The following is a 22,961-nucleotide window of genomic DNA, read 5'->3' on the forward strand; positions in this document are numbered from 1 at the left end:
GGGTCGAGTAGCGTTCCCACTTGCCATGTCTAGTCTGATTCCCGCCGTGATGGTTCCGGCCTTCATCCCCAGCCCGAGCCAGGGTGTCTGGCACGTCCTCGACGTGCCGATCCGCGCGTACGCGCTGTGCATCCTGGCCGGCATCTTCGTCGGCTACTGGCTCGGGCGCAGGCGCTGGGTCGCCCGCGGCGGCTCGCCCACCGTGCTGGCCGACATCATGTTCTGGGCCATCCCGTTCGGCTTGGTCGGGGCCCGGATCTACCACGTCATCACCGATGCCGAGCTGTACTTCGGCGCGGGCCGGCACCCGATCGACGCGCTGAAGATCTGGCACGGCGGGCTCGGGATCTGGGGTGCGGTCGCGTTCGGAGCGCTCGGCGCCTGGATCGCCTGCCGGCGGGCCAAGGTGCCGTTCCTGGCGGTCGCGGACGCGATGGCGCCCGGGATCGCGCTGGCCCAGGTACTCGGCCGGTTCGGGAACTACTTCAACCAGGAACTGTTCGGCAAGCCGACCGACAAGCCGTGGGGCCTGGAGATCGCGCCCGAGCATCGGCCGGACGGGTACGCGAACTTCGCCACCTTCCACCCGACGTTCCTGTACGAAGCGATCTGGAACCTGGGTGTGGTCGCGCTGGTGATCCTGGTCGACAAGCGCTACAAGCTTGGCCACGGCCGCGCGTTCGCCCTCTATGTGGCCGGTTACACCGCCGGTCGCGCCTGGGTCGAGAACCTGCGCATCGACACCGTCAACCACTTCCTCGGCCTGCGGCTGAACGTGTGGACGTCGCTGATCCTGTTCGTCATCGCCGTCGTCTACTTCATCGTCAGCGCTCGCCTCCGGCCCGGCCAGGAGGACATCTCCGGCGGTCCCGCCGCCGGCAAGCCCACCGGCGGCGAGGCGAAGCCCGAGACCGAGCCTGAGCCCGAGTCCGGGCCGGCGGCCGATTCGACGGTCGACGCTGAGCCTAAGGTTGAGGCGAACAGCACCAACGGTTCCGATCCAGACGGGTCTCGTGACTGACGTACCTGAGGTTTCTGCCGAGCATCACGGAGATCACACCCATCGTGATGTGAACGGCGGCTGGCTGCGTCCGGCGGTGTTCGGGGCGATGGACGGCCTGGTGTCGAACTTCGCCCTGATCGCCGGCATGGACGGCGGGACCGAGTCCGGCTCGATGGTGATCGTCCTGGCCGGGTTGGCGGGCCTGGCCGCGGGCGCGTTCTCGATGGCGGCGGGGGAGTACACCTCGGTCGCCTCGCAGCGCGAACTGGCCCGGGCCGAGATCGAGGTGGAGCGGAGGGAGATCCAGCGCCACCCGGTCGACGAGGAGATCGAGCTCGCCGAGACCTACCGCGCCAAGGGCCTCGACCCGGACCTGGCCAGCAAGGTCGCCAAGCAGTTCCACACCGACCCCGATCAGGCCCTCGAGGAGCACGTCCGCGAGGAACTCGGCATCGACCCGCACGACCTGCCGAACCCGGTGATCGCGGCCGCGTCCTCGTTCGTCTGCTTCGCGGTCGGCGCCTTCATCCCGCTCCTGCCGTACCTCCTCGGCGCCGGCAGCGTCGTACCGGCGCTGATCATGTCGCTCACCGCGCTCTTCGTCTGCGGTGCCGTCGTATCCCGCGTCACCAGCAGGTCGTGGTGGTACTCCGGCCTCCGCCAACTGCTCCTCGGCGGCCTGGCCGCAGCCCTCACCTACTTCGTCGGAACGCTGGTCGGACCAGGCATCGGCTGACTGTGCGTGAACAGCCCGCTGTAGGCGTTCAGGGCGGGCTGGCCACCGAGGTGGGCGTAGAGGACGTTCGAGTCCTTGCCGATCTCACCTTCGCGGATCAGATCGATCAGCCCGGCCATCGACTTCCCCTCGTAGACCGGGTCGATGATCATCCCTTCGAGCTGCCCGGTCAGCCGGATCGCGTCCAGCGTCGACTGCACCGGGATGCCGTACAGGTCACCGGCCCAGCCCTCGAGCACGGTGATCTCGTCGTCGCGTAGCTCCCGGCCGAGCCCGATCAGCTCGGCGGTCGCGCGCGCGATCCGCGCCACCTGGTCGTGGGTCTCCTGCAGCTTCGCGCTCGCGTCGATCCCGATCACCCGCCGCGCCCGGTCCTGCCCGGCGAACCCCGCGATCATCCCGGCCTGCGTCGATCCGGTGACCGCGCAGACGATGATCGTGTCGAAGAACACGCCGAGCTCCTGCTCCTGCTGCGCGACCTCGTCCGCCCAGCCCGCGAACCCGAGCCCACCGAGCCGGTGGTCCGACGCACCTGCGGGGATGGCGTACGGCGTACCTCCGCGGGCCTCGACATCGGCGAGCGCTTCCTTCCAGCTGTCCTTGAAGCCGATCCCGAAGCCGGCCGGGTCGAGGCGGACCTCGGCACCCATGATCCGGCTCAGCAGGATGTTGCCGACCCGGTCGTTGAGCGCGTCGGGCCAGTCGACCCAGTTCTCCTGCACCAGCACGGCTTTCAGGCCGGCCTTCGCCGCGACCGCCGCCACCTGCCGGGTGTGGTTCGACTGATATCCACCGATCGACACCAGCGTGTCCGCACCCTGCGCGAGGGCGTCGGGCAGCAGGTACTCGAGCTTGCGCGTCTTGTTCCCGCCGTACGCGAGCCCCGAGTTGCAGTCCTCCCGCTTCGCCCAGATCCGGGCACCACCGAGGTACGCGCTCAGCCGGTCGAGCGGATGCACCGGGCTGGGCCCGAACAGCAGCGGGTACCGCGGGAAATCGGACAGTGCCATGGTTCCTCCCGAAACTCGATCGCCCGGCGCGACCGCCGTGACTAGGGTCGGCCAGATGTTCCCCGGCGAGATCGATGTCCAGCCGTCCACCTATCTCGACCGTCTCGGCACCATCTTCGCCCGCTTCGGCGCCGACACCCAGGACTCCGGCAACGTCTCGTACGGCGTACAGACCGGTGCGGCCCGGTACTTCGTGAAGACCGCGGGCGACCCTGCCAACACCGACCCCTATCTGGACTTCGACGGCCGCGTCGCCCTGCTGCGGAACGCGGTCGCGCTCGCGGAGTCCGTCGTACACCCGGCTCTCCCGGCCTTGCATGCTGTGGTCGAGTCATCTGCGGGACCGCTCGTCGTCTACGACTGGCGTGACGGTGATCTCCTCCACCTGAACTCCGGCAGCGCGCACGAACGCTTCCGCGCCTTACCGGTAGAGGAGATCCTGGCCGCGCTCGACACCCTCTACGACCTGCACGCCGACCTCGACGCCGCCGGCTGGGTGGAGGGCGACTTCTACGACGGCGCCATGCTGTACGACTTCCCGACCCGCCGGCTCACCGTGATGGACCTCGACACCTACCGCCGCGGTCCGCATCGCAACGACATGGGCCGCATGTTCGGCTCCCGCCGCTTCATGGCCCCCGAACAGCTCTCCCTGGGCGCCCCCATCGACACCCGGACCACGGCGTACGTCATGGCCCGCACGGCCCTCGTCCTCCTCTCCGAGCCGCCACCGGCGCTGTACGCCGTACTCCAGGAGGCGACCACCACGCGCTTCCCGTCGTACGCCGCCTTCCACAGGGCCTGGTTGAGCGCTCGGGCGAGATGAATTTCAGGTGATGTGGATGGTTCTCTCGAGGGGTTGCTGGGATGATTGAGGGCGAGGAGTGAGTATTTGCTTACTGTGGGTGAGTAAAGGCGTGGTGACGGTGGAATGGCAGTCCATCTGTCGGGCGCCATGAGGTAGTCTCGGGACACCCGGCTTGGGCCAATGTTGTCCCGCGGCCAGTTGTTGACCGTAGGACGACGGGAGCCCCTGAATGTTTGGTCGCGCCCCCTTCCCGAGCGAGGGACTGTACGACGGAACCCACGAGCACGACGCTTGTGGTGTCGCCTTCGTCGCCACCCTGACCGGTGAACCCAGCCACGACATCGTGGCCAAGGCCTTGACCGCCCTGCGCAACCTCGAACACCGTGGAGCCTCCGGTGCCGAACCGGACTCCGGCGACGGCGCCGGCATCCTGCTCCAGATCCCGGACGCCTTCTACCGCAAGGTGTGCGACTTCGAGCTGCCGGTCGCGCGCAGCTACGCCACCGGGATCGCGTTCCTCCCGACCGACGCCGACGACGCCGCGAAGGCGATCGCGCGGATCGAGGAGCTCGCCGCCGAGGAGAAGCTGACCGTACTGGGCTGGCGCGACGTACCGACCTCCCCGGACCTGCTGGGTGCCACCGCTCGCTCGGTGATGCCGACCTTCAAGCAGCTGTTCGTCGCCGCGCGGGCCGGCCGGGTGCTCGGCCTGGCGCTGGAGCGGATGGCGTTCCGGCTGCGGAAGCGGGCCGAGAAGGAGACCGAGACCTACTTCCCGTCGCTGTCCGGCCGGACCATCACCTACAAGGGGATGCTGACCACCGACCAGCTGGACAAGTTCTTCCCCGAGCTGACCGACCCCGACCTCGCCTCCGCGATCGGCGTCGTGCACTCGCGCTTCTCCACCAACACGTTCCCGTCCTGGCCGTTGGCCCACCCGTACCGCTACATCGCGCACAACGGCGAGATCAACACCGTCCAGGGCAACCGCAACTGGATGCGGGCCCGCGAAGCCCTGCTCGCCAGCGACCTGATCCCCGGCGACCTCGAGCAGCTCTACCCGATCTGTACGCCGTCCGCCTCGGACTCGGCGTCGTTCGACGAGGTCCTGGAGCTGCTGCACCTGGGCGGCCGGTCGCTGCCGCACGCGATCTTGATGATGATCCCGGAGGCGTGGGAGAACGCGACCACGATGGACCCGGCGCGGCGGGCGTTCTACGAGTTCCACTCGACGCTGATGGAGCCGTGGGACGGCCCGGCGTCGGTGGTCTTCTCCGACGGCAGCAAGGTCGGCGCGGTACTGGACCGCAACGGCCTGCGCCCGTCCCGCTACTGGGTCACCGAGGACGGACTCGTCGTCCTGGCGTCCGAGGCCGGCGTACTCGACATCGACCCCGCGACCGTCACCGAGAAGGGCCGGCTCGAACCGGGCCGGATCTTCCTGGTGGACGTCGAGGCGCACCGGATCATCACCGACTCCGAGGTGAAGAACGCGCTCGCCACCGAGCACCCGTACGACGAATGGCTGCACGCCGGCCTGATCCGGTTCGAGGACCTGCACGAGCGTGAGCACGTGGTGCACAGCCACGCGTCGGTGACCCGGCGCCAGCAGGTGTTCGGGTACACCGAGGAGGAACTGCGGGTCATCCTCACCCCGATGGCCAGGGCCGGAGCGGAGCCGATCGGCTCGATGGGCACCGACACGCCGATCGCGGTGCTGAGCGACCGGCCGCGGCTGCTGTTCGACTACTTCGCGCAACTGTTCGCGCAGGTCACCAACCCGCCGCTGGACGCGATCCGCGAGGAGCTCGTCACCTCGCTGTCGTCGTCACTCGGCCCGGAGGCGAACCTGCTCAGCCCGAGCCCGGCGTCCTGCCGGCAGGTGGTGATCCCGTTCCCGGTGATCACGAACGACGAGCTCGCCAAGCTGCGCCACATCAACCTCGACGGAGACATGCCGGGCCTGGCCACCACGGTCCTGCGCGGTGTGTTCGACGTCGAAGGCGGGGGCCAGGCGCTGAAGGCGCGGCTCGAGGAGATCTGCGCCGAGGCCGACGTCGCGATCAAGGACGGCGCCCGCATTCTGGTGCTGTCCGACCGTCATTCGAACGCGGACAGCGCGCCGATCCCGTCGCTGCTGCTGACCGCCGCGGTTCACCACCACCTGGTCCGGGAGAAGACCCGCACGCAGGTCGGCCTGGTGGTCGAGGCCGGCGACGTCCGCGAGGTCCACCACGTAGCCCTGCTGATGGGGTACGGCGCTGCCGCGATCAACCCGTACCTCGCGCTGGAGGCGGTCGAGGACCTGTGCCGCCGTGGCACCTACCTGCCGGGTGTCGAGCCCGAGCAGGCCGTGCGCAACGTGGTGAAGTCGCTCGGCAAGGGCGTTCTCAAGGTGATGTCGAAGATGGGCGTCAGCACGGTGGCGTCGTACACCGGTGCCCAGATCTTCGAGGCCAACGGCCTCGCGCCGGACCTGGTCGACACCTACTTCACCGGTACGTCGTCCAAGCTCGGCGGCGTCGGCCTGGACACGATCGCCGAGGAGGTACGCCGCCGGCACCTGCGCGCGTACCCGGCGGACGGCATCCTGCCGGCGCACCGCAAGCTGGAGATCGGCGGCGAGTACCAGTGGCGGCGTGAGGGCGAGCCGCACCTGTTCGACCCGGACACGGTGTTCCGGCTGCAGCACAGCACCCGGACCGGGCGCTACGACATCTTCAAGCAGTACACGGCCCGCGTGGACGAGCAGTCCGAGCGGCTGATGACGCTGCGCGGCCTGTTCGGGTTCGACTCCGACCGCGAGCCGATCCCGGTCGAGGAGGTCGAGCCGGTCAGCGCGATCGTCAAGCGGTTCTCCACCGGTGCGATGAGCTACGGCTCGATCAGCGCCGAGGCGCACACCACGCTCGCGATCGCGATGAACCGGCTCGGCGGCAAGTCGAACACCGGTGAGGGCGGCGAGGATTCCGACCGTCTGCACGACCCGGCCCGGCGGAGCTCGATCAAGCAGGTCGCGTCCGGCCGGTTCGGTGTGACCGCGGAGTACCTGACGAACTCCGACGACATCCAGATCAAGATGGCGCAGGGAGCCAAGCCGGGCGAGGGCGGTCAGCTGCCCGGCAACAAGGTCTACCCGTGGGTGGCGAGCACCCGGCACTCGACGCCGGGCGTCGGCCTGATCTCACCGCCGCCGCACCACGACATCTACTCGATCGAGGATCTGGCCCAGCTGATCCACGACCTGAAGAACGCGAACCCGGCCGCGCGCATTCACGTGAAGCTGGTCTCCGAGGTCGGCGTCGGCACGATCGCGGCGGGTGTCAGCAAGGCGCACGCGGACGTCGTACTGATCTCCGGCCACGACGGCGGTACCGGTGCGGCTCCGTTGACGTCGCTGAAGCATGCGGGTGGTCCGTGGGAGCTCGGCCTGGCCGAGACCCAGCAGACCCTGCTGCTCAACGGGTTGCGCGACCGGATCGTCGTACAGACCGATGGGCAGTTGAAGACCGGCCGGGACGTGGTCGTCGCGGCGCTGCTCGGCGCCGAGGAGTACGGCTTCGCCACCGCACCACTGGTGGTGTCCGGCTGCATCATGATGCGGGTCTGCCACCTGGACACCTGCCCGGTCGGCGTCGCGACCCAGAACCCGGTACTGCGCGAACGGTTCTCCGGCAAGCCCGAGTTCGTGGTCAACTTCTTCGAGTTCATCGCGGAGGAGGTCCGGGAGTACCTTGCCCAGTTGGGTTTCCGGTCCCTGGACGAGGCGATCGGGCACGCCGAGGTGCTGGACATCCACCGCGCGGTCGACCACTGGAAGGCCGACGGCCTGGACCTGTCCCCGATCCTGCACGTGCCGGCCCTGCCCGAGGGCGCGTCCCGGCACCGGGTCGTCGAGCAGGACCACGGCCTGGACAAGGCCCTCGACAACGAACTGATCCGGATCTGCCAGCCGGCGCTCGACAGCGGCGAGCCGGTCCGGGCACAGCTGCCGATCCGCAACGTCAACCGGACCGTCGGCACGATGCTCGGCCACGAGATCACCAAGCGGTACCGCGCGGCCGGTCTGGCCGACGGCACCATCGACCTGACCTTCACCGGGTCGGCCGGCAACTCGTTCGCCGCCTTCGTCCCGAGCGGTGTCACGCTCCGGCTCGAGGGTGACGCCAACGACTACGTCGGCAAGGGCCTGTCCGGTGGCCGGGTGGTGATCCGGCCGGACCGGGTCGCGCGGTTCGACGCCGCCGACCAGATCATCGCCGGCAACGTCATCGCGTACGGCGCGACGTCCGGTGAACTGTTCATCAGTGGTGGCGTCGGGCAACGGTTCTGTGTCCGGAACTCCGGAGCCACCGCGGTCGTCGAGTCGGTCGGCGACCACGCCTGCGAGTACATGACCGGTGGGCGCGTCGTCGTACTGGGCGCCGTCGGCCGGAACTTCGCGGCGGGCATGTCGGGCGGCGTGGCCCACGTGCTCGATCTGGATCGCGCCCTGGTGAACCCGGAGCTGGTGGACCTGCTCCCGCTCACCGAGGACGAGTCCGGACTGTTGCAGGACCTGGTCCGCCGGCACCACGAGGAGACCGGATCGGAACGGGCCGCCAAGCTGCTCGCCGACTGGGCCGCGGCCGAGGTCAGGTTCACCACGGTGATGCCCCGCGACTACGCCCGGGTGCTGGCGGCCAAGGCGGCCGCCGAGCGGGACGGGCTGGACGAGGACGCCACCACGCGAGCGATGATGGAGGCCATCTGATGGCTGACCCGAAGGGCTTCCTGACCACCCCGCGCGAGGTCGCCGACCGGCGGCCGGTGGGCGAACGGGTGCAGGACTGGAAAGAGGTCTACCCCGGTGGACCCGGCAAGGCGCTGCTGCCGATCATCACCAAGCAGGCCGGTCGCTGCATGGACTGCGGGATCCCGTTCTGCCACAGCGGCTGCCCGCTGGGCAACCTGATCCCGGAGTGGAACGACCTGGTCTGGCGGGACGACTGGTCCGGTGCGATCGAGCGGTTGCACGCGACCAACAACTTCCCGGAGTTCACCGGCCGGCTCTGCCCGGCACCCTGCGAGCCCGCGTGCGTGCTCGGCATCAACCAGGACCCGGTGACGATCAAGAACGTCGAGGTCGCGATCATCGACAAGGCCTGGGAGAGCGGTGACGTCAAGCCGCAGCCGCCGGAATGGCTGACCGGCAAGACGATCGCCGTCGTCGGCTCCGGTCCGGCGGGTCTGGCGGCCGCCCAGCAGCTGACCCGGGCCGGCCACACCGTCGCGGTGTACGAGCGGGCCGACGCGCCCGGCGGCCTGCTGCGGTACGGCATCCCCGAGTTCAAGATGGAGAAGATCCAGGTCGACCGCCGGATCCAGCAGATGAAGGAGGAGGGCACGGTCTTCCGCTCCGGCGTGAACGTCGGCGTGGACGTGACCGGCACCCAGCTCAAGCAGCGGTACGACGCCGTCGTCATCGCGACCGGTGCCACCGCGGCCCGCGACCTCCCGGTTCCGGGCCGCGAGTACGGCGGTATCCACCAGGCGATGGAGTACCTGCCGCAGTCGAACCGGGCCTCGCTCGGCCGGACCGTCGAGGACCAGATCGTTGCCACCGGCAAGGACGTGGTGATCATCGGTGGCGGTGACACCGGTGCGGACTGCCTCGGCACCGCGCACCGGCAAGGCGCCCGCTCGGTGACCCAGCTGGAGATCATGCCGCGGCCGTCGGACGACCGCCCGTCCGGGCAGCCGTGGCCGACGTACCCGATGATCTACCGGGTCGCCTCGGCGCACGAGGAGGGCGGCGACCGGGTCTACTCGGTCTCCACCGTCAACTTCGAGGCCGATGCCGAGGGCAACGTTTCCGGGCTGAACCTGGTCGAGGTCGAGTTCAAGGACGGCCGGTTCGTCCCGGTCGAGGGCACCGAGCGGACCATCCCGACGCAGCTGGTGCTGCTCGCGATGGGCTTCCTCGGGCCGGAGCGCGAGGGCTTCCTCGAGCAGCTCGGTGTCGACCTCGACGAGCGCGGCAACGTGAAGCGGGACAAGAGCTACCAGACCTCGGTCGAGGGCGTCTTCGCCTGTGGCGACGCCGGCCGTGGTCAGTCGCTGATCGTCTGGGCCATCGCCGAGGGCCGCTCGTGCGCGAACGGTGTGGACACGCTCCTCACCGGTTCGTCGACCCTGCCCACTCCGATCCCGCCGACGGCCCGCCCACTCGCGGTCTGAACCCGGGACATGAAATGCGGGCTGCAGGCAACAAAACGTTGCGTGCAGCCCGCACCTGTGTGAACGACCGGCAACAGCCGCCCGGTTCGAGATGCGACGACTTGACCAGCCCAATAGGTTGGATCCGTGGCTAGCCGCCTGGTGACCAGAGCCCGGCTCCGCGCGATCGCGCCGTGGGCCTCGCTCACCCTGCTCTTCCTCGTCACCTCCGTGACCGTCGGGCTGCTCGGCTTCGTCAACGACTCCGAACGCGTCACCATCGGTGCGCACGCGGCTACTGTCTCACCCACCTTCGACGGGTACGCCACCCTCGACCTCGGCGCCGTCCTGCCGCGGCTGCGGCTGCCGGCCGACACGCCCGGCGGCATCGGGATCAACATCGACATCCAGGAGACCGACGCCGACAACCTCACCGAACTCCTCAACCGCGACGCCCTGATCGCCTCCCAGCCCGACGGTGAAATCGCGAAGATCCAGCAGGTCGTCCAGCAGATGGCCGTCGACAACGCGGTCGCGGGCGCCGGGACCGGTCTGCTGGTCGTTGTCGTGGTCGCGACCATCTGGACCATGCTCGGCCGGCGCCGCCGCCGCGAGTTGTGGGAGCTGGTGCATTCGCACGAACGCCGGGTCGAGCACCGGGCCATCGTCGTACTGGTCGCGATGCTGATCACCATCGCGTCGATCTTCGGGCCGGGCCGGATGCGCACCGCGGACGTCGTGCCGACCGAGTGGCGGCCGCTGGCCATGCTGCTGCCGGAGCTGTCGCTGGACGAGCGGTTGAAGGGTGTCGAGGTCGCGGCCGGGTTCTCCACCACCGGCGGAGTGGGCCTGATTCGTACCGCGGTCGAGACCTACGAGCGATCCACCGAGTTCTACGGCCGGCTGGAGGAGCGGGTCAGCCGGGTCGGCGGCCGGATCCACCAGGCGAGCGAGGGGGAGACGGTCGCGCTGCTCGTGTCGGACCGGCACGACAACATCGGTATCGACCGGTTCGCGGCCGAGGTGGGGAAGGTGGCCGGCGCCAAGCTGCTGATCGACGCGGGCGACGACTCGTCCTCGGGACAGTCCTGGGAGGTGTTCAGCATCAACTCGCTGCGCCAGCACTTCAAGGGCCTGAAGGTCGTCGCCGTGGCCGGCAACCACGACGCCGGCGGGCACATCGAGGACTCGATGCGCAAGAACGGCTTCACCGTGCTGGACAGCAAGCCGGTCGAGGTCGAGGGCATCCGCTTCCTCGGCGACAGCGACCCGACGCGGACCGGGCTGGGTTCCGCGGACACCCCGGGCGACGAGACGACCGCCGAGCAGTCCGAGCGGCTCGCGGACATCGCCTGCGAGCAGCCCGACGACAAGCGGATCTCCACGATGGTGGTGCACGATCCGTCGTCGTTCGCCGACACCGCGGCCCGGGGCTGCGCGACGCTGCTGCTGTCGGGCCACCTGCATCGCCAGGTCGGGCCCGAGCACAAGGTGGTCGACGGCCGCCCGGTGACGACGTACACCAACGGTACGACCGGGGGAGCGGCGTACGCGTTCGCCCTCGGGTACACGCTGCGGCGGCCGGGTGAGGTCACCCTGATCACGTACGCCGACGGCAAGCCGATCGGCCTGCAGACAGTCACCGCCGAGCTCGACGGCGACGTCGGTGTAGGTGCCTACAGCCCCTTGCCTTCTTGACGATTCAGGCTCTCGAGCCGAGGTGTCACGAGGAGTTAACCGCCTGGTAAGGGGGGCGGACCAGCGGGTCAGTGGTCTTGTAGGAGTAGGGTTTTGTGACGTGCGTCGCGCAAAGATCGTTTGTACGCTCGGCCCGGCTACTGCCGCCCCCGAGCGCATCCTTGAACTCGTCAAAGCCGGTATGGATGTCGCCAGGCTCAACCTGAGCCACGGTGCCCATGCCGAGCATGAGCGCATCTATCAGCGGATCAGAACCGCCGCCGCGGAGACCGGGAAGAACGTCGGCATCCTGGTCGACCTGCAGGGCCCGAAGATCCGGCTGGCCGAGTTCGCCGAGGGCAAGGTCACCTTGACCTACGGCGAGCGCTTCACCATCACCACCCGTGAAGTACCGGGTGACGTGACCATCTGCGGTACGACGTACGACGGTCTGCCGGGTGATGTGAGTCCGGGCGACCAGCTGCTCATCGACGACGGCCGGATCGCGCTGGTCGCCGAGGAGGTGACCGAGACCGACGTGGTCTGCCGGGTCACCGTCGGCGGACCGGTGTCGAACCACAAGGGCATCAACCTGCCGGGCGTCGCGGTCAGTGTGCCGGCGATGTCCGAGAAGGACGCCGAGGACCTGCGCTGGGCGCTGCACCTGCCGGCCGACATGATCGCGCTGTCGTTCGTGCGAGACGCGTCCGACATCCAGCTGGTGCACAAGATCATGGACGAGGAGGGCCTGCGGGTCCCGGTGGTCGCCAAGATCGAGAAGCCGCAGGCGGTCGCCAACCTGGACGAGATCATCGACGCCTTCGACGGGTTCATGGTGGCCCGCGGCGACCTCGGCGTGGAGCTCCCGCTCGAGGAGGTCCCGCTGGTACAGAAGCTGATCATCGACCAGGCCCGGCTGAACGCGAAGCCGGTCATCGTCGCGACCCAGATGCTGGAGTCGATGATCTCCGCGCCGCGGCCGACCCGGGCCGAGGCGTCCGACGTCGCGAACGCCGTACTCGACGGTGCCGACGCGGTGATGCTGTCCGGTGAGACCAGCGTCGGCCGGTTCCCGATCGAGACCGTGAAGACGATGGCTCGCATCGTGGAGTCCACCGAGGAGCACGGACTCGGCCGGGTGCAGGCGATCGAGTGGGAGCCGCGGACCAAGGGCGGCGTGATCGCCAAGGCCGCCGCGGACGTGGCCGAGCGGCTGGAGGCGAAGTACCTGATCGCCTTCACCCAGTCCGGCGACACCGCGCTCCGGCTGGCCCGCTACCGCACCGAGGTTCCGCTGCTCGCCTTCACGCCGGTCCCGTCGGTCAGCTCGTGGCTGAGCGTCGTCTGGGGTATCGAGACGCACATCGTCCCCACCGTCGACCACACCGACGAGATGGTCCGCCAGGTCGACCAGCGCCTCCTCGAACTGGGCAAACTCAAGAAGGGCGACCTGGTAGTCATCGTCGCCGGCTCCCCACCCAGCATCCCCGGCTCAACCAACGCCCTCCGAGTCCACCGCATGGGCGACGCCATAGAAGGCATAGCCCCCGCCTACCGCAACCCCGAGCGGTAGACAGACAGGGCCGACGCAGCTGTAGAACTACAGACAGATCTCTACGTGTGCTTGTGGCGAGCGGTCAACTGGCCGCTCGCCTCAATGCCGTTCACGGGCAGGGGCCGGAGATGCGGTCCGGCCGACTGTCGTGGGTGGGTCCGACGCGGGAGCGGGCCGTCGAACCAGTAGAGTTGCTCCTGCAACCTCGCCGGGTTGGCGGAACGGCATACGCGATGGTCTCAAACACCATTGCCCGCAAGGGCTTGTGGGTTCGAATCCCACACCCGGCACAAACTGTCGGCGCTCGACGTCAGCATGTCCTATGGCTCGGTTCAGGTCGCGGGAGACGGTCGAGTCCGCGTTGCGGATGTCGGACGCCGGCGTCCTCGACCGGATCAACGCAGAGATCCACGGGGTCACGATCTCGACGATCCGTGGGTGGCGGCGGAAGTATCAGCGGCTGGGTCTCGTCAGGACGAACAGCGGGTATGCCGGGACACCGTGTCCGCGGTGCGACGGCGCCGAGCTGGACGAGGCGGCATACGCGCTGCTGCTGGGGTGGTATCTCGGAGACGGGTCGATCGCGCGGGCCAGGCGTGGGGTCTTCACGCTGCAGATCATCAATGACGCGCGGTACGGGGAGCTCAACCAAGAGATCGCGAAGGCCATCCGGCTGGTGAAGCCGAACGCGAGCCCGTGTCTGCGAGGAGGCGACGGAGCGGTCCGGATCGAAGCCCGGTGGAAGCACTGGCCGTGCGTGTTCCCGCAGCACGGTCCCGGCCGGAAGCATCTGCGGAAGATCGAGTTGGCGCAGTGGCAGCGGGAGATTGTTGCCGAGTACCCCGAGAAGCTGCTGCGCGGGCTGTTCCACTCCGACGGCTGCCGCTTCGTGAACTGGGCGAGCAAGCCCGGCCGCTACAAGCGGTACTACTACGTGCGCTACCAGTTCTCGAACGAGTCCGAAGACATCATCGGGATCCTCACCGATGCGCTGGATCTGCTCGGGATTCCGTGGCGGCGGCCGCGGAGGAATGTGATTGCGGTGAGCCGGAAAGAGGCGGTCGCCATGCTGGATGGGTTCGTGGGTCCGAAGAGCTGACCGCGGGTCGATAAGGTGTGCGGTGTGACTGCTAAGCGTGTGGTGATCGCTGAGGATGAGGCTTTGATCCGGATGGATCTGGCCGAGATGCTGGCGGAGGAGGGGTACGACGTCGTCGGGCAGGCGGGGGACGGGGAGGAAGCCATCCGGCTGGCGACGGAGCATCGGCCCGACCTGGTCATCCTGGACGTCAAGATGCCGAAGCTGGACGGCCTGAGCGCGGCGGAGAAGATCGCCGGCGAGCGGATCGCCCCGGTGCTGATGCTGACGGCGTTCTCGCAGCGCGAGCTGGTCGAGCGGGCGCGCGACGCCGGCGCGATGGCGTACCTGGTGAAACCGTTCTCCAAGGCCGACCTGCTGCCCGCGATCGAGATCGCCGCCTCCCGGTACGTCGAACTGGCCGAGCTGGAGCGTGAGGTCGCCGACCTGGCCGAAAGGCTGGAGACCCGCAAGCTGGTCGACCGGGCCAAGTCGATCCTGCAGACGAAGTTCGGGCTGTCCGAGCCGGACTCGTTCCGCTGGATCCAGAAAACTGCCATGGACAAAAGAGTTTCCATGCGGCAGGTTGCGGAGTTGGTTGTTGACGAGGCTGGCGGTAGTGACTGACTCACTCTCCGCGTACGAGGTTCAGCGCGCGTACAGCACTCACCTTGACTCACGCTGCTTACCGCTGTAACGACCTCACAACACACGATGCGTGACATCGCTTCGAGAGCCACCGGAGGTCTAACCTGCGGGTGCTCGCGGCAAACGCGGGAGTCCGGGGTTTGCCGGACTATCCAGACATGGGAGGAACAGTGCACCAGCGTTCCGTAGTACGGGTCGGCGCGTCGCTGATCGTTGCGTCGTTGGCCCTGACTGCCTGCGGTTCACGCAGTGGCGACGACTCCGGGGGGGACTCCGGCGGCAGCGCGACCAAGACTGCCAAGATCGGCGTGATCGCGCCTCTGTCGGGAGACTTGTCGGCCCTGGGTCTGGGTATCCAGCACTCCGTCGAGCTGGCCGTGAAGCAGGCCAACGACAGCAACGCGATCCCGGGCTGGAAGCTCGAGGTCGACGCGAAGGACGACGAGGCCAAGCCGGACCCGGGCAAGAACGCGGCCACCGCGCTCGCCGGTGACGCGGACGTGATCGGCGTGGTCGGCACGCTGAACACCAGCGTCAGCCAGCAGGTCCAGCCGGTCCTCGCGCCGAAGAACATCGTCCAGGTCTCCCCGGCCAACACCGGCCCGGGCCTGACCCAGGGCGCCAACTGGCAGACCGACCCGAAGCGGCCGTACCCGACGTACTTCCGTACCTGCACGACGGACGCGGTCCAGGGTCCGTTCGCGGCGCGGTACCTGTACGAGACCGCGAAGATCACCAAGGTCGCCACCATCCACGACAAGAAGGCGTACGGCCAGGGCCTGGTCGGCACCTTCACCGAGGAGTTCAAGAAGCTGGGTGGGCAGATCGTCGCGGCCCAGACCATCAACCCGGACGACTCGAACTACCAGGCCGTGATCTCCGCGGTGAAGCCGTCGGCTCCGCAGGCGGTCTACTACGGTGGTGAGTACCCGCAGGCCGGTCCGCTCTCGCAGCAGATGAAGGCCGCCGGTCTGAACATCCCGCTGATGGGCGGCGACGGCATCTACGACCCGAAGTACATCACCCTGGCCGGCAAGACCAGCGACAACGACCTGGCCACCTCGGTCGGCGCCCCGGTCGACGCGCTGGACTCGGCGAAGAAGTTCGTCGCCGACTACAACGCGGCCGGCTTCAAGGAGCCGTACGCGGCGTACGGCGGTTACTCCTACGACGCGGCCAACGCGATCATCAACGCGCTGAAGACCTCGCTGAAGGACGCCAAGGACGTCGAGTCCGCCCGGCAGGCCACGGTCGATGCCATGAGCAAGGTTGCGTTCGACGGCGTGACCGGCAAGGTCGCCTTCGACCAGTACGGTGACACCACCTCCAAGGTGCTGACCGTCTACAAGGTTGCCGGCGGCAAGTGGGCCACCGTCGAGACGAAGGACTTCGAGGCCAAGTAGTCTCGAGTCGACCTGATGCCTCGGGGGTGGGAGCGATCCTCCCACCCCCGTGGCATGTCATAACTGAGGCAGATGGGAGGTCGACGTGGACCAGTTCTTCCAGCAGCTCGTGAACGGGCTGACACTCGGGTCGCTGTACGCCCTGATCGCAGTCGGGTACACCGTCGTCTACGGCATCGTGCAGCTGATCAACTTCGCCCACGGCGAGGTGTTCATGATCGGTGCGTTCGGCGCACTGACCACGTACCTGTTGTTCTTCGACGGCGAGACCAGCGTGTGGATCCTGCCGATCATGATCATCGGCGCCATGATTGCCTCGGTCGGCACGGCTGTGGCGATGGAACGTGTCGCGTACCGTCCCCTGCGGAACGCGCCACGACTCGCACCGCTGATCACCGCGATCGGTATCTCGGTGTTCCTGCAGGAGTTCGTCCGGCTGTTCTACGAGCGCCCGGGCTGGACGTTGTTCGCCTTCGCCGGCCTGGCGGTCGGCATCGGCTACTACGTCGGCGCGCTCGTGTCGAAGGCCGACCTGAACCACCAGGTGAGCAGGTGGTACGACCGTGCCCCGCTGATCGGCGCCGTGCTCGGCGCCGTCGGCGTCTGGGTGGTCGTACGGCTGGTCGACAGCGACGTGAGCGTGCTGCTGGCGCTGGGCGTCGTCATCGTCGGCGCCGCCGTCGGTACGGCGATCGGCTGGCTGGCCGGTCTGGCGACACGGCGCAACGCACGCACCACGATCGGCATCCAGGCGATCGCAGCGTCCGCGGCCACTGCGGCGGTCGCCGCGGTCGTGGGCTGGGTGCTCTTCGAGAAGCTCATCAGCAGCATCACCTGGCCGAGCGCGAAGCAGCGCATCCCGTTCCCGCAGATCGATGTGGTCACCGGTACGGCGATCGACATCGGCGGCGTGACGATCCAGCGGTCGGCGATCTTCACCATGGCCGCGCTGGCGATCTGCGCGATCCTGCTGTGGTTCTTCATCAACCGGACCCGGCTCGGCCGCGGTATGCAAGCCGTGTCGCAGGACCCGGACACTGCCCGGCTGATGGGTATCAACGTGGACCGGATCATCGTGGTCGCGTTCGCCCTCGGCGCCGTACTCGCGGCCATCGCGGGTGTCTCGCAGGGTCTGCAGAACAACAACATCGAGTTCCGGATGGGCTTCCTGGCCGGTCTGAAGGCGTTCACCGCCGCCGTCCTCGGTGGTATCGGCAACATCTACGGCGCTGTCGTCGGTGGTCTGGTGCTCGGCGTCGTCGAGGCGATGGCGACGCAGTACATCCCGGGTCAGTTCGGTGGTAGCACCTGGAAGGACGTCTGGGCCTTCGTGATCCTGATTCTGGTACTGGTGTTCAGGCCGCAGGGCCTGCTCGGCGCGAGGGTGGTGGACCGGGCATGACCGATGTGAAGACGCCTCCGGCGGAACCGGAGACCACGGCTCAACCGCCCGCCAGGCCGCTCGCCTGGCCGTTGGGACTGCTCGGGGTGGCGCTGGTCATCGTCGGCTCCTTCCTGTCCTGGAGCTACGACAGCCAGATCCTGGGCGACCTGTCGATCAACTTCTACCCGGGTGGCCTGCAGATCCTGGCGATCATCCTCGCCCTGATCGCGCTGGTCCTGCTGCTGGCCGAGAAAGGCCCGCTGACCAAGCTGGGCGCATGGCTCGACGTCACAGCAGGTCTGCGGGCACTGGGCTTCACTCTCACGCTGTACATGCTGCTGGTCCTGATCGCGATCTCGGTCGAGTCCGACGGCCTGATCAACGTGAACCCCGGCGGCTACATCTCGTTCGTCGGTGCCGTGCTCATCCTGGTCAGCGCCTGGATGCTGCCCTTGCGGCAGTTGCGGGACATGAGCGAGGCGAGACTGCCGGCCTGGTTCGAGATCCTCGCGATCGCGCTACTGATGGCCGCGGTGCTGTTCGTCGCGGCGTACGCGCTCGGGCTGGAGGACGCCTGGTCGTTCATCCTCTGCCTGGTCTTCATCGCCGCGGTCACGGCCGTACTGTTCCGGACCGGTTCGTTCTCGTGGGTCGGTCATGTCTCGCAGCGGCAGCGCAAGGTGCTGACGCTGTCGGCGGTCGTGGTCGCGTTCCTGTTCCCGTTCACCCAGGGTGGCTCGGACGCGAACATGTCGATCGCCACCCAGGTGCTGGTCTTCGCGGCGACCGCGATGGGCCTGAACATCGTGGTCGGTCTGGCCGGCCTGCTCGACCTCGGGTACATCGCGTTCCTCGGGTGTGGCGCCTACGTGGCCGCCACCATGTCGACGTCGGCGTTCGCGACCGTCGGGTGGAAGCCTCCGTTCCTGGTCGTGATGCTGATCGGCGCCGGTGTCGCGGCGACCCTGGGTCTGATCATCGGCACGCCGACACTGCGGGTCTCGGGTGACTACCTGGCCATCGTGACCCTGGGCTTCGGTGAGATCTTCCGGTTCTCGATGTTCAACCTGGACGGCAACAACGGCCCGAACCTGACCAACGGCCCGAACGGTGTCCCAGGCATCCCGGACCTCGAGATCGGCAGCTTCAATTTCGGCGACGTGCACACGGTCGCGGGGATCGAGCTGGGCCGGTTCTCGAACTACTACTTCCTGCTGCTGATTCTGACCGGCTTCGTCATCCTCGTCTTCTCGCGGTTGAACAACAGCCGGATCGGGCGGGGCTGGGTCGCGATCCGGGAGGACGAGAAGGCGGCCGAGGCGATGGGCGTGAACACGTTCGGGCTGAAGCTGCTCGCGTTCGCGGTCGGTGCCTTCCTGGCCGGCCTGGCCGGCACCATCAAGGCCCACCAGGACGGCGCGGTCAGCCCGGACCAGTTCATCTTCCTGGAGTCGGCGTTCCTGCTCGCCGCGATCGTGCTCGGCGGTATGGGCACCATCGCCGGTGTGTTGCTGGGGGCAACGATCCTGAAGCTGCTGCCGGAAAAGCTCCGGTTCTTCTCGGAGTACCGGCTGCTGCTGTTCGGCCTGCTGCTGGTGCTGATGATGCGGTTCCGGCCCGAGGGCCTGGTCGCGAACAGACGCCGCCAGTTGGAGTTCCACGAAGAGGACGAGCAGCTTGCCGTCGAGCTCGACGAGGAGCACCTGCTGGTCGAGGAGGGGAAATGACCGTCACGGACACGCAACGCCAGCCGGCCCGGACCGGAGGGCAGCCGGTGCTGGAGGCATCCGGTGTGACCATGCGGTTCGGTGGTCTGCTGGCGGTCAACAACGTCAACTTGACGGTCCGCGAAGGCGAGATCGTCGGTCTGATCGGCCCGAACGGTGCCGGCAAGACGACGTTCTTCAACTGCCTGACCGGTCTCTACAAGCCGACCAGCGGTCAGGTCCGGTTCGCCGGAGCGCCGCGGAAGGCGCCGAAGGCGACCAGGAAACAGGCCGAGGACCCGGAGGCCGTGCGGGTGGAGGCGCTGGCCGAGCTCACCCCGCTGGCACCCAAGCCGCGGGCCGTCGTCAAGGCCGGGATGGCGCGGACGTTCCAGAACATCCGGCTGTTCGCGAACATGACCGCGCTGGAGAACGTGATGGTCGGCCGTTACTGCCGGACCAGCTCGGGCGCGCTCACCTCGGTCCTGCGCGGGCCGAAGTTCCGCCGCGAGGAGGCTGCCACCAGGGCGCGGGCCCAGGAGCTCCTCGACTTCGTCGGCCTCGGCAAGTCGACCGAGCACCTGGCCAGGAACATGCCGTACGGCGACCAGCGCCGGCTCGAGATCGCCCGGGCGCTGGCCACGGACCCGAAGCTCATCCTGCTGGACGAGCCGACGGCCGGTATGAACCCGCTGGAGACCCGGCAGGCCAGTGACCTGATCTTCAAGATCCGGGACTCGGGGCTGTCGGTCGTGGTGATCGAGCACGACATGCGGTTCATCTTCAACCTCTGCGACCGGGTGCTCTGCCTGGTCCGTGGCGAGGCGCTGATCGAGGGCACGCCGCAGGAGGTGCAGTCCGACCCGCGGGTGATCGAGGCCTACATCGGCACCGGCGAGCAGGACGACGAGGACGAGGCGGCCGCCGTCCAGGACACCACCGTCGCCGACGAGGAGGACAGGTCATGACCGCGATGCTCGAGGTCCGCGACCTGGAAGTTGCCTACGGCAAGATCGTCGCGGTGAAGAAGATCAGCTTCAGCGTGGAGCAGGGGCAGGTGGTGTCGCTGATCGGCACCAACGGCGCCGGCAAGACCACCACGCTGCGGACGATCTCCGGTCTGCTCCGGCCGACGTCGGGCGAGATCCTCTTCCAGGGCGAGCGGATCGACAGCGTGGCGGCGCACGACATCGTCGCCCGCGGTCTGGCTCACTCGCCGGAAGGACGGCGGATCTTCCCGCGGCTGTCGGTGGAGGAGAACCTGCTGCTCGGGGCGTTCGCCCGCAAGGACCCGGCGGGCGTGCGCACCGACCTGAACGCGGCGTACGACCTGTTCCCGATCCTGGGGGAGCGGCGCAAGCAGCCGGCCGGGACGTTCTCCGGCGGTGAGCAGCAGATGCTGGCGATGGGCCGGGCGATGATGAGCCGGCCGAAGCTGCTGATGCTGGACGAGCCCTCGATGGGTCTGTCGCCGATCATGATGAAGCGGATCATGTCCACGGTGTCCGAACTGCAGTCGCAGGGTACGACGATCCTGCTGGTGGAGCAGAACGCCCAGGCCGCCCTGAAGCGCGCGGACTTCGGCTACGTGCTGGAGGTCGGCCAGATCGTTCTGTCCGGCACCGGCCGCGACCTGCTGGTCAACGACGAGGTGCGCAAGGCCTACCTCGGCGAGGACTGACCGACCACCTTTGGCTGGTTGACCCAGCAGACGGTGGGTTTGCCACCCTCGTACGGGGTGGCAACCCACACGCTCGTGGGTCAACCAGCCAAAGGCGGTCAGTCGCGGATGGCCACGAGCAGTTGCACCAGCAGGGGAGCGACGATCAGTGCGGGCAGCAGGTCGGCGACCGCGATCTGCTTGATCTTCAGCAACCGCAGCGCCACGCCGATCAGCATCACGCCACCGGTCGCGCCGAGTGCGGTCACGTGCGCGTCCGGCAGTACGTCGCCGAGTACGGCGCCGACCGCGGTCATCAACCCCTGTACCACCAGGACGACGAGCGCAGACGCCATCACACCCCAGCCGAGGGATGCGGCGAACGCGATCGAGGCGAACCCGTCCAGCACCGCCTTCAAGTACAGCTGGTCCGCGCCCCGGCCGAGCCCGTCGGACAGCGCGCCCAGGAACGTCAGCGGCCCCACACAGAACACCATCGAGGCCGTCACGAACCCCTCGACGAACGTGCTCTCGCCCTCGGCACGGCGGAACCGGTGCTGCAGCCACGCCCCGAACTCCTCCAGGCGTAGCTCGATCCGTAGCAGCGAGCCGGTGATCCCGCCGATCAGCATCGCGCCCAGCACGATCAGGATCGGTGCGCTGTCACCGACCGCGTCGCTGAGGACCGCGTCGCCCACCGTGAGTGCGGAGCTGATTGCGATCAGCAGCGTGACCAGACCGAGCGCGTCGGTGACCAGATCCCTCGTTCGGTGACTGAGCCGGTGGCCCACGAGCACGCCGAGTACTGACCCGACGATGACCGTCGCGACGTTCACGACAGTGCCGATTCCGATGAACAAATCTGGTCTCCGATCACCCCGGGGCGCAGCTTTGCAAGTGACCCGCAAGGGCCTACTGTTGCGCGGGGGACGAGCGTATCCGCCGTCCCGTTCACCTCGGGGGTGGACCGAAGCAGGAGGTCGCTGTGGCATCAGCCATCGAGGTGAGGGACGCCCAACGCGGTGATGCCGCCGCCTTGGTCGCGCTGTGGCGCGAGCTGGCCACCGGAGCCGGTCATCCGTCCCGGCTGCCGGCGGCGCCGTCGCCGGCCGCGGTCGAGGTTGCTGTCAGCAAGCATCTGGACGATCCGTTCGGCCGGCTCCTCGTCGGTGAGCTCGACGGCGCCGTCCACGGCATGGCGTATCTGCGCCGGACCGCGATCAGCCCGTTGCACGACGACCTCACGGTGACGGTCGAGTATCTGCACGTCAGTGACGAGGCCCGCCGGCACGGACTGGGCAAGGCGCTGATCGCCGAGGCGACCGCGTGGGCCGAGCACGAGAACTGCGCACACGTTGCCGCGGTCGCGCCCCCGATCGCCCGCGAGGCGAACAGGTTCCTCGCCCGGCTCGGGCTGGCCCAGGCCGGCGTACTGCGCTATGCGACCACGCACACGGTGCGCCGTCGGCTCGCGGCCGAGCACGCGCCGAACCTGCTTGCCCTGTTGTCGTCGCGACGGTCAGTGATCGCCCGCCGCGCGCAGCTCGGCCGTCCGCTGCCCGCCGACGTGGCACACGTCGACGTACCGGCCGAGGTCACTTACCCGGCGGAGCCTGAATCAGCTGGCACGTGAGCCGCGCGGTGCAGACCCGCTTGTCCCGGTCGTCGGTGATCACGACCTCGTACGACGTGGTCGTGCGACCGAGGTAGATCGGGGTCGCGACGCCCGTGACCGTGCCCTCGCGGACCGCGCGGTGGTGGGTGGCGTTGATGTCCACGCCGACCGCGACCTTGTCGTACGTCGCCGCGTGCAGGGCCGAGCCGATCGAGCCGAGGCTCTCGGCGAGCACGCAGGACGCGCCGCCGTGGAGCAGCCCGTACGGCTGGGTGTTGCCCTTAACCGGCATCGTCGCGACGACCCGCTCCGGGGAGGCTTCGGTGACAACGATTCCCATCAGCTGCAGGAGCGTGCCTTCCAAGCCCATGCCCGGGCCGAGGTCCACTTGATCAGTCACAGGGGCAGACTACGCGGCTGTGACAGAACTGTCCGTGGGAACCACTAGAGTCGGTACGTGGCTCCAGAAACCAACACCTC

At 68.3% G+C, this 22,961-nt stretch carries 18 protein-coding genes, 1 tRNA gene and 1 pseudogene; 17 read left to right on the top strand and 3 right to left on the bottom strand.

Annotated features, from left to right (window positions below; all coding sequences use genetic code 11):
- Nucleotides 1–25 precede the first annotated feature (25 nt).
- Both lgt and ACIBG5_RS02890 read left to right on the top strand, forming a co-directional pair.
- Complete coding sequence (gene lgt, locus ACIBG5_RS02885; protein WP_396389726.1) at nucleotides 26–1,021, top strand: prolipoprotein diacylglyceryl transferase; 996 nt, start codon at nucleotides 26–28, stop codon at nucleotides 1,019–1,021.
- Entirely contained in the window at nucleotides 1,014–1,739 is a 726-nt protein-coding gene (locus ACIBG5_RS02890; RefSeq protein ID WP_396389727.1) for a VIT1/CCC1 transporter family protein, read from the top strand. The genes lgt and ACIBG5_RS02890 overlap by 8 nt, the downstream gene beginning before the upstream one ends.
- On the opposite strand, the gene ACIBG5_RS02895 is transcribed toward ACIBG5_RS02890, so the two are convergent.
- The gene (locus ACIBG5_RS02895) at nucleotides 1,700–2,749 is read right to left on the bottom strand and encodes a 1-aminocyclopropane-1-carboxylate deaminase (RefSeq protein ID WP_396389728.1); all 1,050 of its coding nucleotides are present in this window, start codon (nucleotides 2,747–2,749) and stop codon (nucleotides 1,700–1,702) included. The two genes, ACIBG5_RS02890 and ACIBG5_RS02895, sit on opposite strands and share 40 nt — an antisense overlap.
- Before the next feature lie 55 nt (nucleotides 2,750–2,804).
- On the opposite strand from ACIBG5_RS02895, the gene ACIBG5_RS02900 reads away from it, so the two are divergent.
- From ACIBG5_RS02900 to ACIBG5_RS02965, 14 genes and pseudogenes are all read left to right on the top strand, one after another.
- Nucleotides 2,805–3,575 (top strand): hypothetical protein, encoded by a 771-nt coding sequence (locus ACIBG5_RS02900; protein ID WP_396389729.1) that lies wholly within the window; start codon nucleotides 2,805–2,807, stop codon nucleotides 3,573–3,575.
- A gap of 211 nt (nucleotides 3,576–3,786) precedes the next feature.
- Nucleotides 3,787–8,310, top strand: a complete 4,524-nt coding sequence (gltB, locus tag ACIBG5_RS02905; protein ID WP_396389730.1) for a glutamate synthase large subunit — start codon at nucleotides 3,787–3,789, stop codon at nucleotides 8,308–8,310.
- A complete protein-coding gene (locus ACIBG5_RS02910; RefSeq protein WP_396389731.1) occupies nucleotides 8,310–9,776 on the top strand; it encodes a glutamate synthase subunit beta in 1,467 nt (488 codons plus the stop codon). Before gltB ends, ACIBG5_RS02910 begins: the two co-directional genes overlap by 1 nt.
- Before the next feature lie 126 nt (nucleotides 9,777–9,902).
- Complete coding sequence (locus ACIBG5_RS02915; protein ID WP_396389732.1) at nucleotides 9,903–11,453, top strand: metallophosphoesterase; 1,551 nt, start codon at nucleotides 9,903–9,905, stop codon at nucleotides 11,451–11,453.
- Between the two features lie 100 nt (nucleotides 11,454–11,553).
- A complete protein-coding gene (pyk, locus tag ACIBG5_RS02920) occupies nucleotides 11,554–13,005 on the top strand; it encodes a pyruvate kinase (protein ID WP_396389733.1) in 1,452 nt (483 codons plus the stop codon).
- Nucleotides 13,006–13,194: 189 nt separating this feature from the next.
- Nucleotides 13,195–13,277, top strand: a tRNA-Leu gene (locus ACIBG5_RS02925).
- 32 nt (nucleotides 13,278–13,309) lie between these two features.
- Nucleotides 13,310–14,086, top strand: a complete 777-nt coding sequence (locus ACIBG5_RS02930) for a transcriptional regulator (RefSeq protein WP_396389734.1) — start codon at nucleotides 13,310–13,312, stop codon at nucleotides 14,084–14,086.
- 15 nt (nucleotides 14,087–14,101) lie between these two features.
- Complete coding sequence (locus tag ACIBG5_RS02935; protein ID WP_393384255.1) at nucleotides 14,102–14,692, top strand: ANTAR domain-containing response regulator; 591 nt, start codon at nucleotides 14,102–14,104, stop codon at nucleotides 14,690–14,692.
- Nucleotides 14,693–14,871: 179 nt separating this feature from the next.
- Entirely contained in the window at nucleotides 14,872–16,116 is a 1,245-nt protein-coding gene (locus ACIBG5_RS02940) for a branched-chain amino acid ABC transporter substrate-binding protein (RefSeq protein ID WP_396389735.1), read from the top strand.
- Between the two features lie 85 nt (nucleotides 16,117–16,201).
- Nucleotides 16,202–16,555: pseudogene (locus ACIBG5_RS02945) on the top strand (branched-chain amino acid ABC transporter permease); the annotation flags it as partial.
- Nucleotides 16,556–16,660: 105 nt separating this feature from the next.
- Complete coding sequence (locus ACIBG5_RS02950; RefSeq protein ID WP_396390755.1) at nucleotides 16,661–17,518, top strand: branched-chain amino acid ABC transporter permease; 858 nt, start codon at nucleotides 16,661–16,663, stop codon at nucleotides 17,516–17,518.
- Nucleotides 17,515–19,227 (top strand): branched-chain amino acid ABC transporter permease, encoded by a 1,713-nt coding sequence (locus ACIBG5_RS02955; RefSeq protein WP_396389736.1) that lies wholly within the window; start codon nucleotides 17,515–17,517, stop codon nucleotides 19,225–19,227. Before ACIBG5_RS02950 ends, ACIBG5_RS02955 begins: the two co-directional genes overlap by 4 nt.
- Nucleotides 19,224–20,174: an ABC transporter ATP-binding protein gene (locus ACIBG5_RS02960; RefSeq protein WP_396389737.1), complete on the top strand. Its 951-nt coding sequence runs from the start codon at nucleotides 19,224–19,226 to the stop codon at nucleotides 20,172–20,174. Before ACIBG5_RS02955 ends, ACIBG5_RS02960 begins: the two co-directional genes overlap by 4 nt.
- Nucleotides 20,171–20,887, top strand: a complete 717-nt coding sequence (locus ACIBG5_RS02965) for an ABC transporter ATP-binding protein (RefSeq protein ID WP_360452917.1) — start codon at nucleotides 20,171–20,173, stop codon at nucleotides 20,885–20,887. Before ACIBG5_RS02960 ends, ACIBG5_RS02965 begins: the two co-directional genes overlap by 4 nt.
- Nucleotides 20,888–20,985: 98 nt before the next feature.
- Here the strand turns inward: ACIBG5_RS02965 and ACIBG5_RS02970 are convergent, their stop codons facing one another.
- On the bottom strand, nucleotides 20,986–21,726 hold the full coding sequence (locus ACIBG5_RS02970) for a DUF554 domain-containing protein (protein ID WP_396389738.1): 741 nt from the start codon (nucleotides 21,724–21,726) through the stop codon (nucleotides 20,986–20,988).
- Nucleotides 21,727–21,851: 125 nt separating this feature from the next.
- On the opposite strand from ACIBG5_RS02970, the gene ACIBG5_RS02975 reads away from it, so the two are divergent.
- Nucleotides 21,852–22,499 (top strand): GNAT family N-acetyltransferase, encoded by a 648-nt coding sequence (locus tag ACIBG5_RS02975; protein ID WP_360452921.1) that lies wholly within the window; start codon nucleotides 21,852–21,854, stop codon nucleotides 22,497–22,499.
- On the opposite strand, the gene ACIBG5_RS02980 is transcribed toward ACIBG5_RS02975, so the two are convergent.
- Nucleotides 22,462–22,851 carry a hotdog fold thioesterase gene (locus tag ACIBG5_RS02980; protein WP_396390756.1) on the bottom strand — a complete coding sequence of 130 codons (390 nt, stop codon included), beginning with the start codon at nucleotides 22,849–22,851 and terminating at the stop codon, nucleotides 22,462–22,464. The two genes, ACIBG5_RS02975 and ACIBG5_RS02980, sit on opposite strands and share 38 nt — an antisense overlap.
- Nucleotides 22,852–22,961 lie beyond the last annotated feature (110 nt).

The sequence above is a fragment of the Kribbella sp. NPDC050241 genome, from assembly GCF_044459685.1.
Classification (GTDB): Bacteria; Actinomycetota; Actinomycetes; order Propionibacteriales; family Kribbellaceae; genus Kribbella.

Excerpts from the sequence above, each read along its gene's own strand:
- lgt (WP_396389726.1), top strand. The coding sequence starts at position 26 with ATGTCTAGTCTGATTCCCGCCGTGATGGTTCCGGCCTTCATCCCCAGC.
- ACIBG5_RS02895 (WP_396389728.1), bottom strand. The coding sequence starts at position 2,749 with ATGGCACTGTCCGATTTCCCGCGGTACCCGCTGCTGTTCGGGCCCAGC.
- ACIBG5_RS02900 (WP_396389729.1), top strand. The coding sequence starts at position 2,805 with ATGTTCCCCGGCGAGATCGATGTCCAGCCGTCCACCTATCTCGACCGT.
- gltB (WP_396389730.1), top strand. The coding sequence starts at position 3,787 with ATGTTTGGTCGCGCCCCCTTCCCGAGCGAGGGACTGTACGACGGAACC.
- ACIBG5_RS02910 (WP_396389731.1), top strand. The coding sequence starts at position 8,310 with ATGGCTGACCCGAAGGGCTTCCTGACCACCCCGCGCGAGGTCGCCGAC.
- ACIBG5_RS02930 (WP_396389734.1), top strand. The coding sequence starts at position 13,310 with ATGGCTCGGTTCAGGTCGCGGGAGACGGTCGAGTCCGCGTTGCGGATG.
- ACIBG5_RS02940 (WP_396389735.1), top strand. The coding sequence starts at position 14,872 with ATGGGAGGAACAGTGCACCAGCGTTCCGTAGTACGGGTCGGCGCGTCG.
- ACIBG5_RS02955 (WP_396389736.1), top strand. The coding sequence starts at position 17,515 with ATGACCGATGTGAAGACGCCTCCGGCGGAACCGGAGACCACGGCTCAA.
- ACIBG5_RS02960 (WP_396389737.1), top strand. The coding sequence starts at position 19,224 with ATGACCGTCACGGACACGCAACGCCAGCCGGCCCGGACCGGAGGGCAG.
- ACIBG5_RS02965 (WP_360452917.1), top strand. The coding sequence starts at position 20,171 with ATGACCGCGATGCTCGAGGTCCGCGACCTGGAAGTTGCCTACGGCAAG.
- ACIBG5_RS02980 (WP_396390756.1), bottom strand. The coding sequence starts at position 22,851 with ATGGGCTTGGAAGGCACGCTCCTGCAGCTGATGGGAATCGTTGTCACC.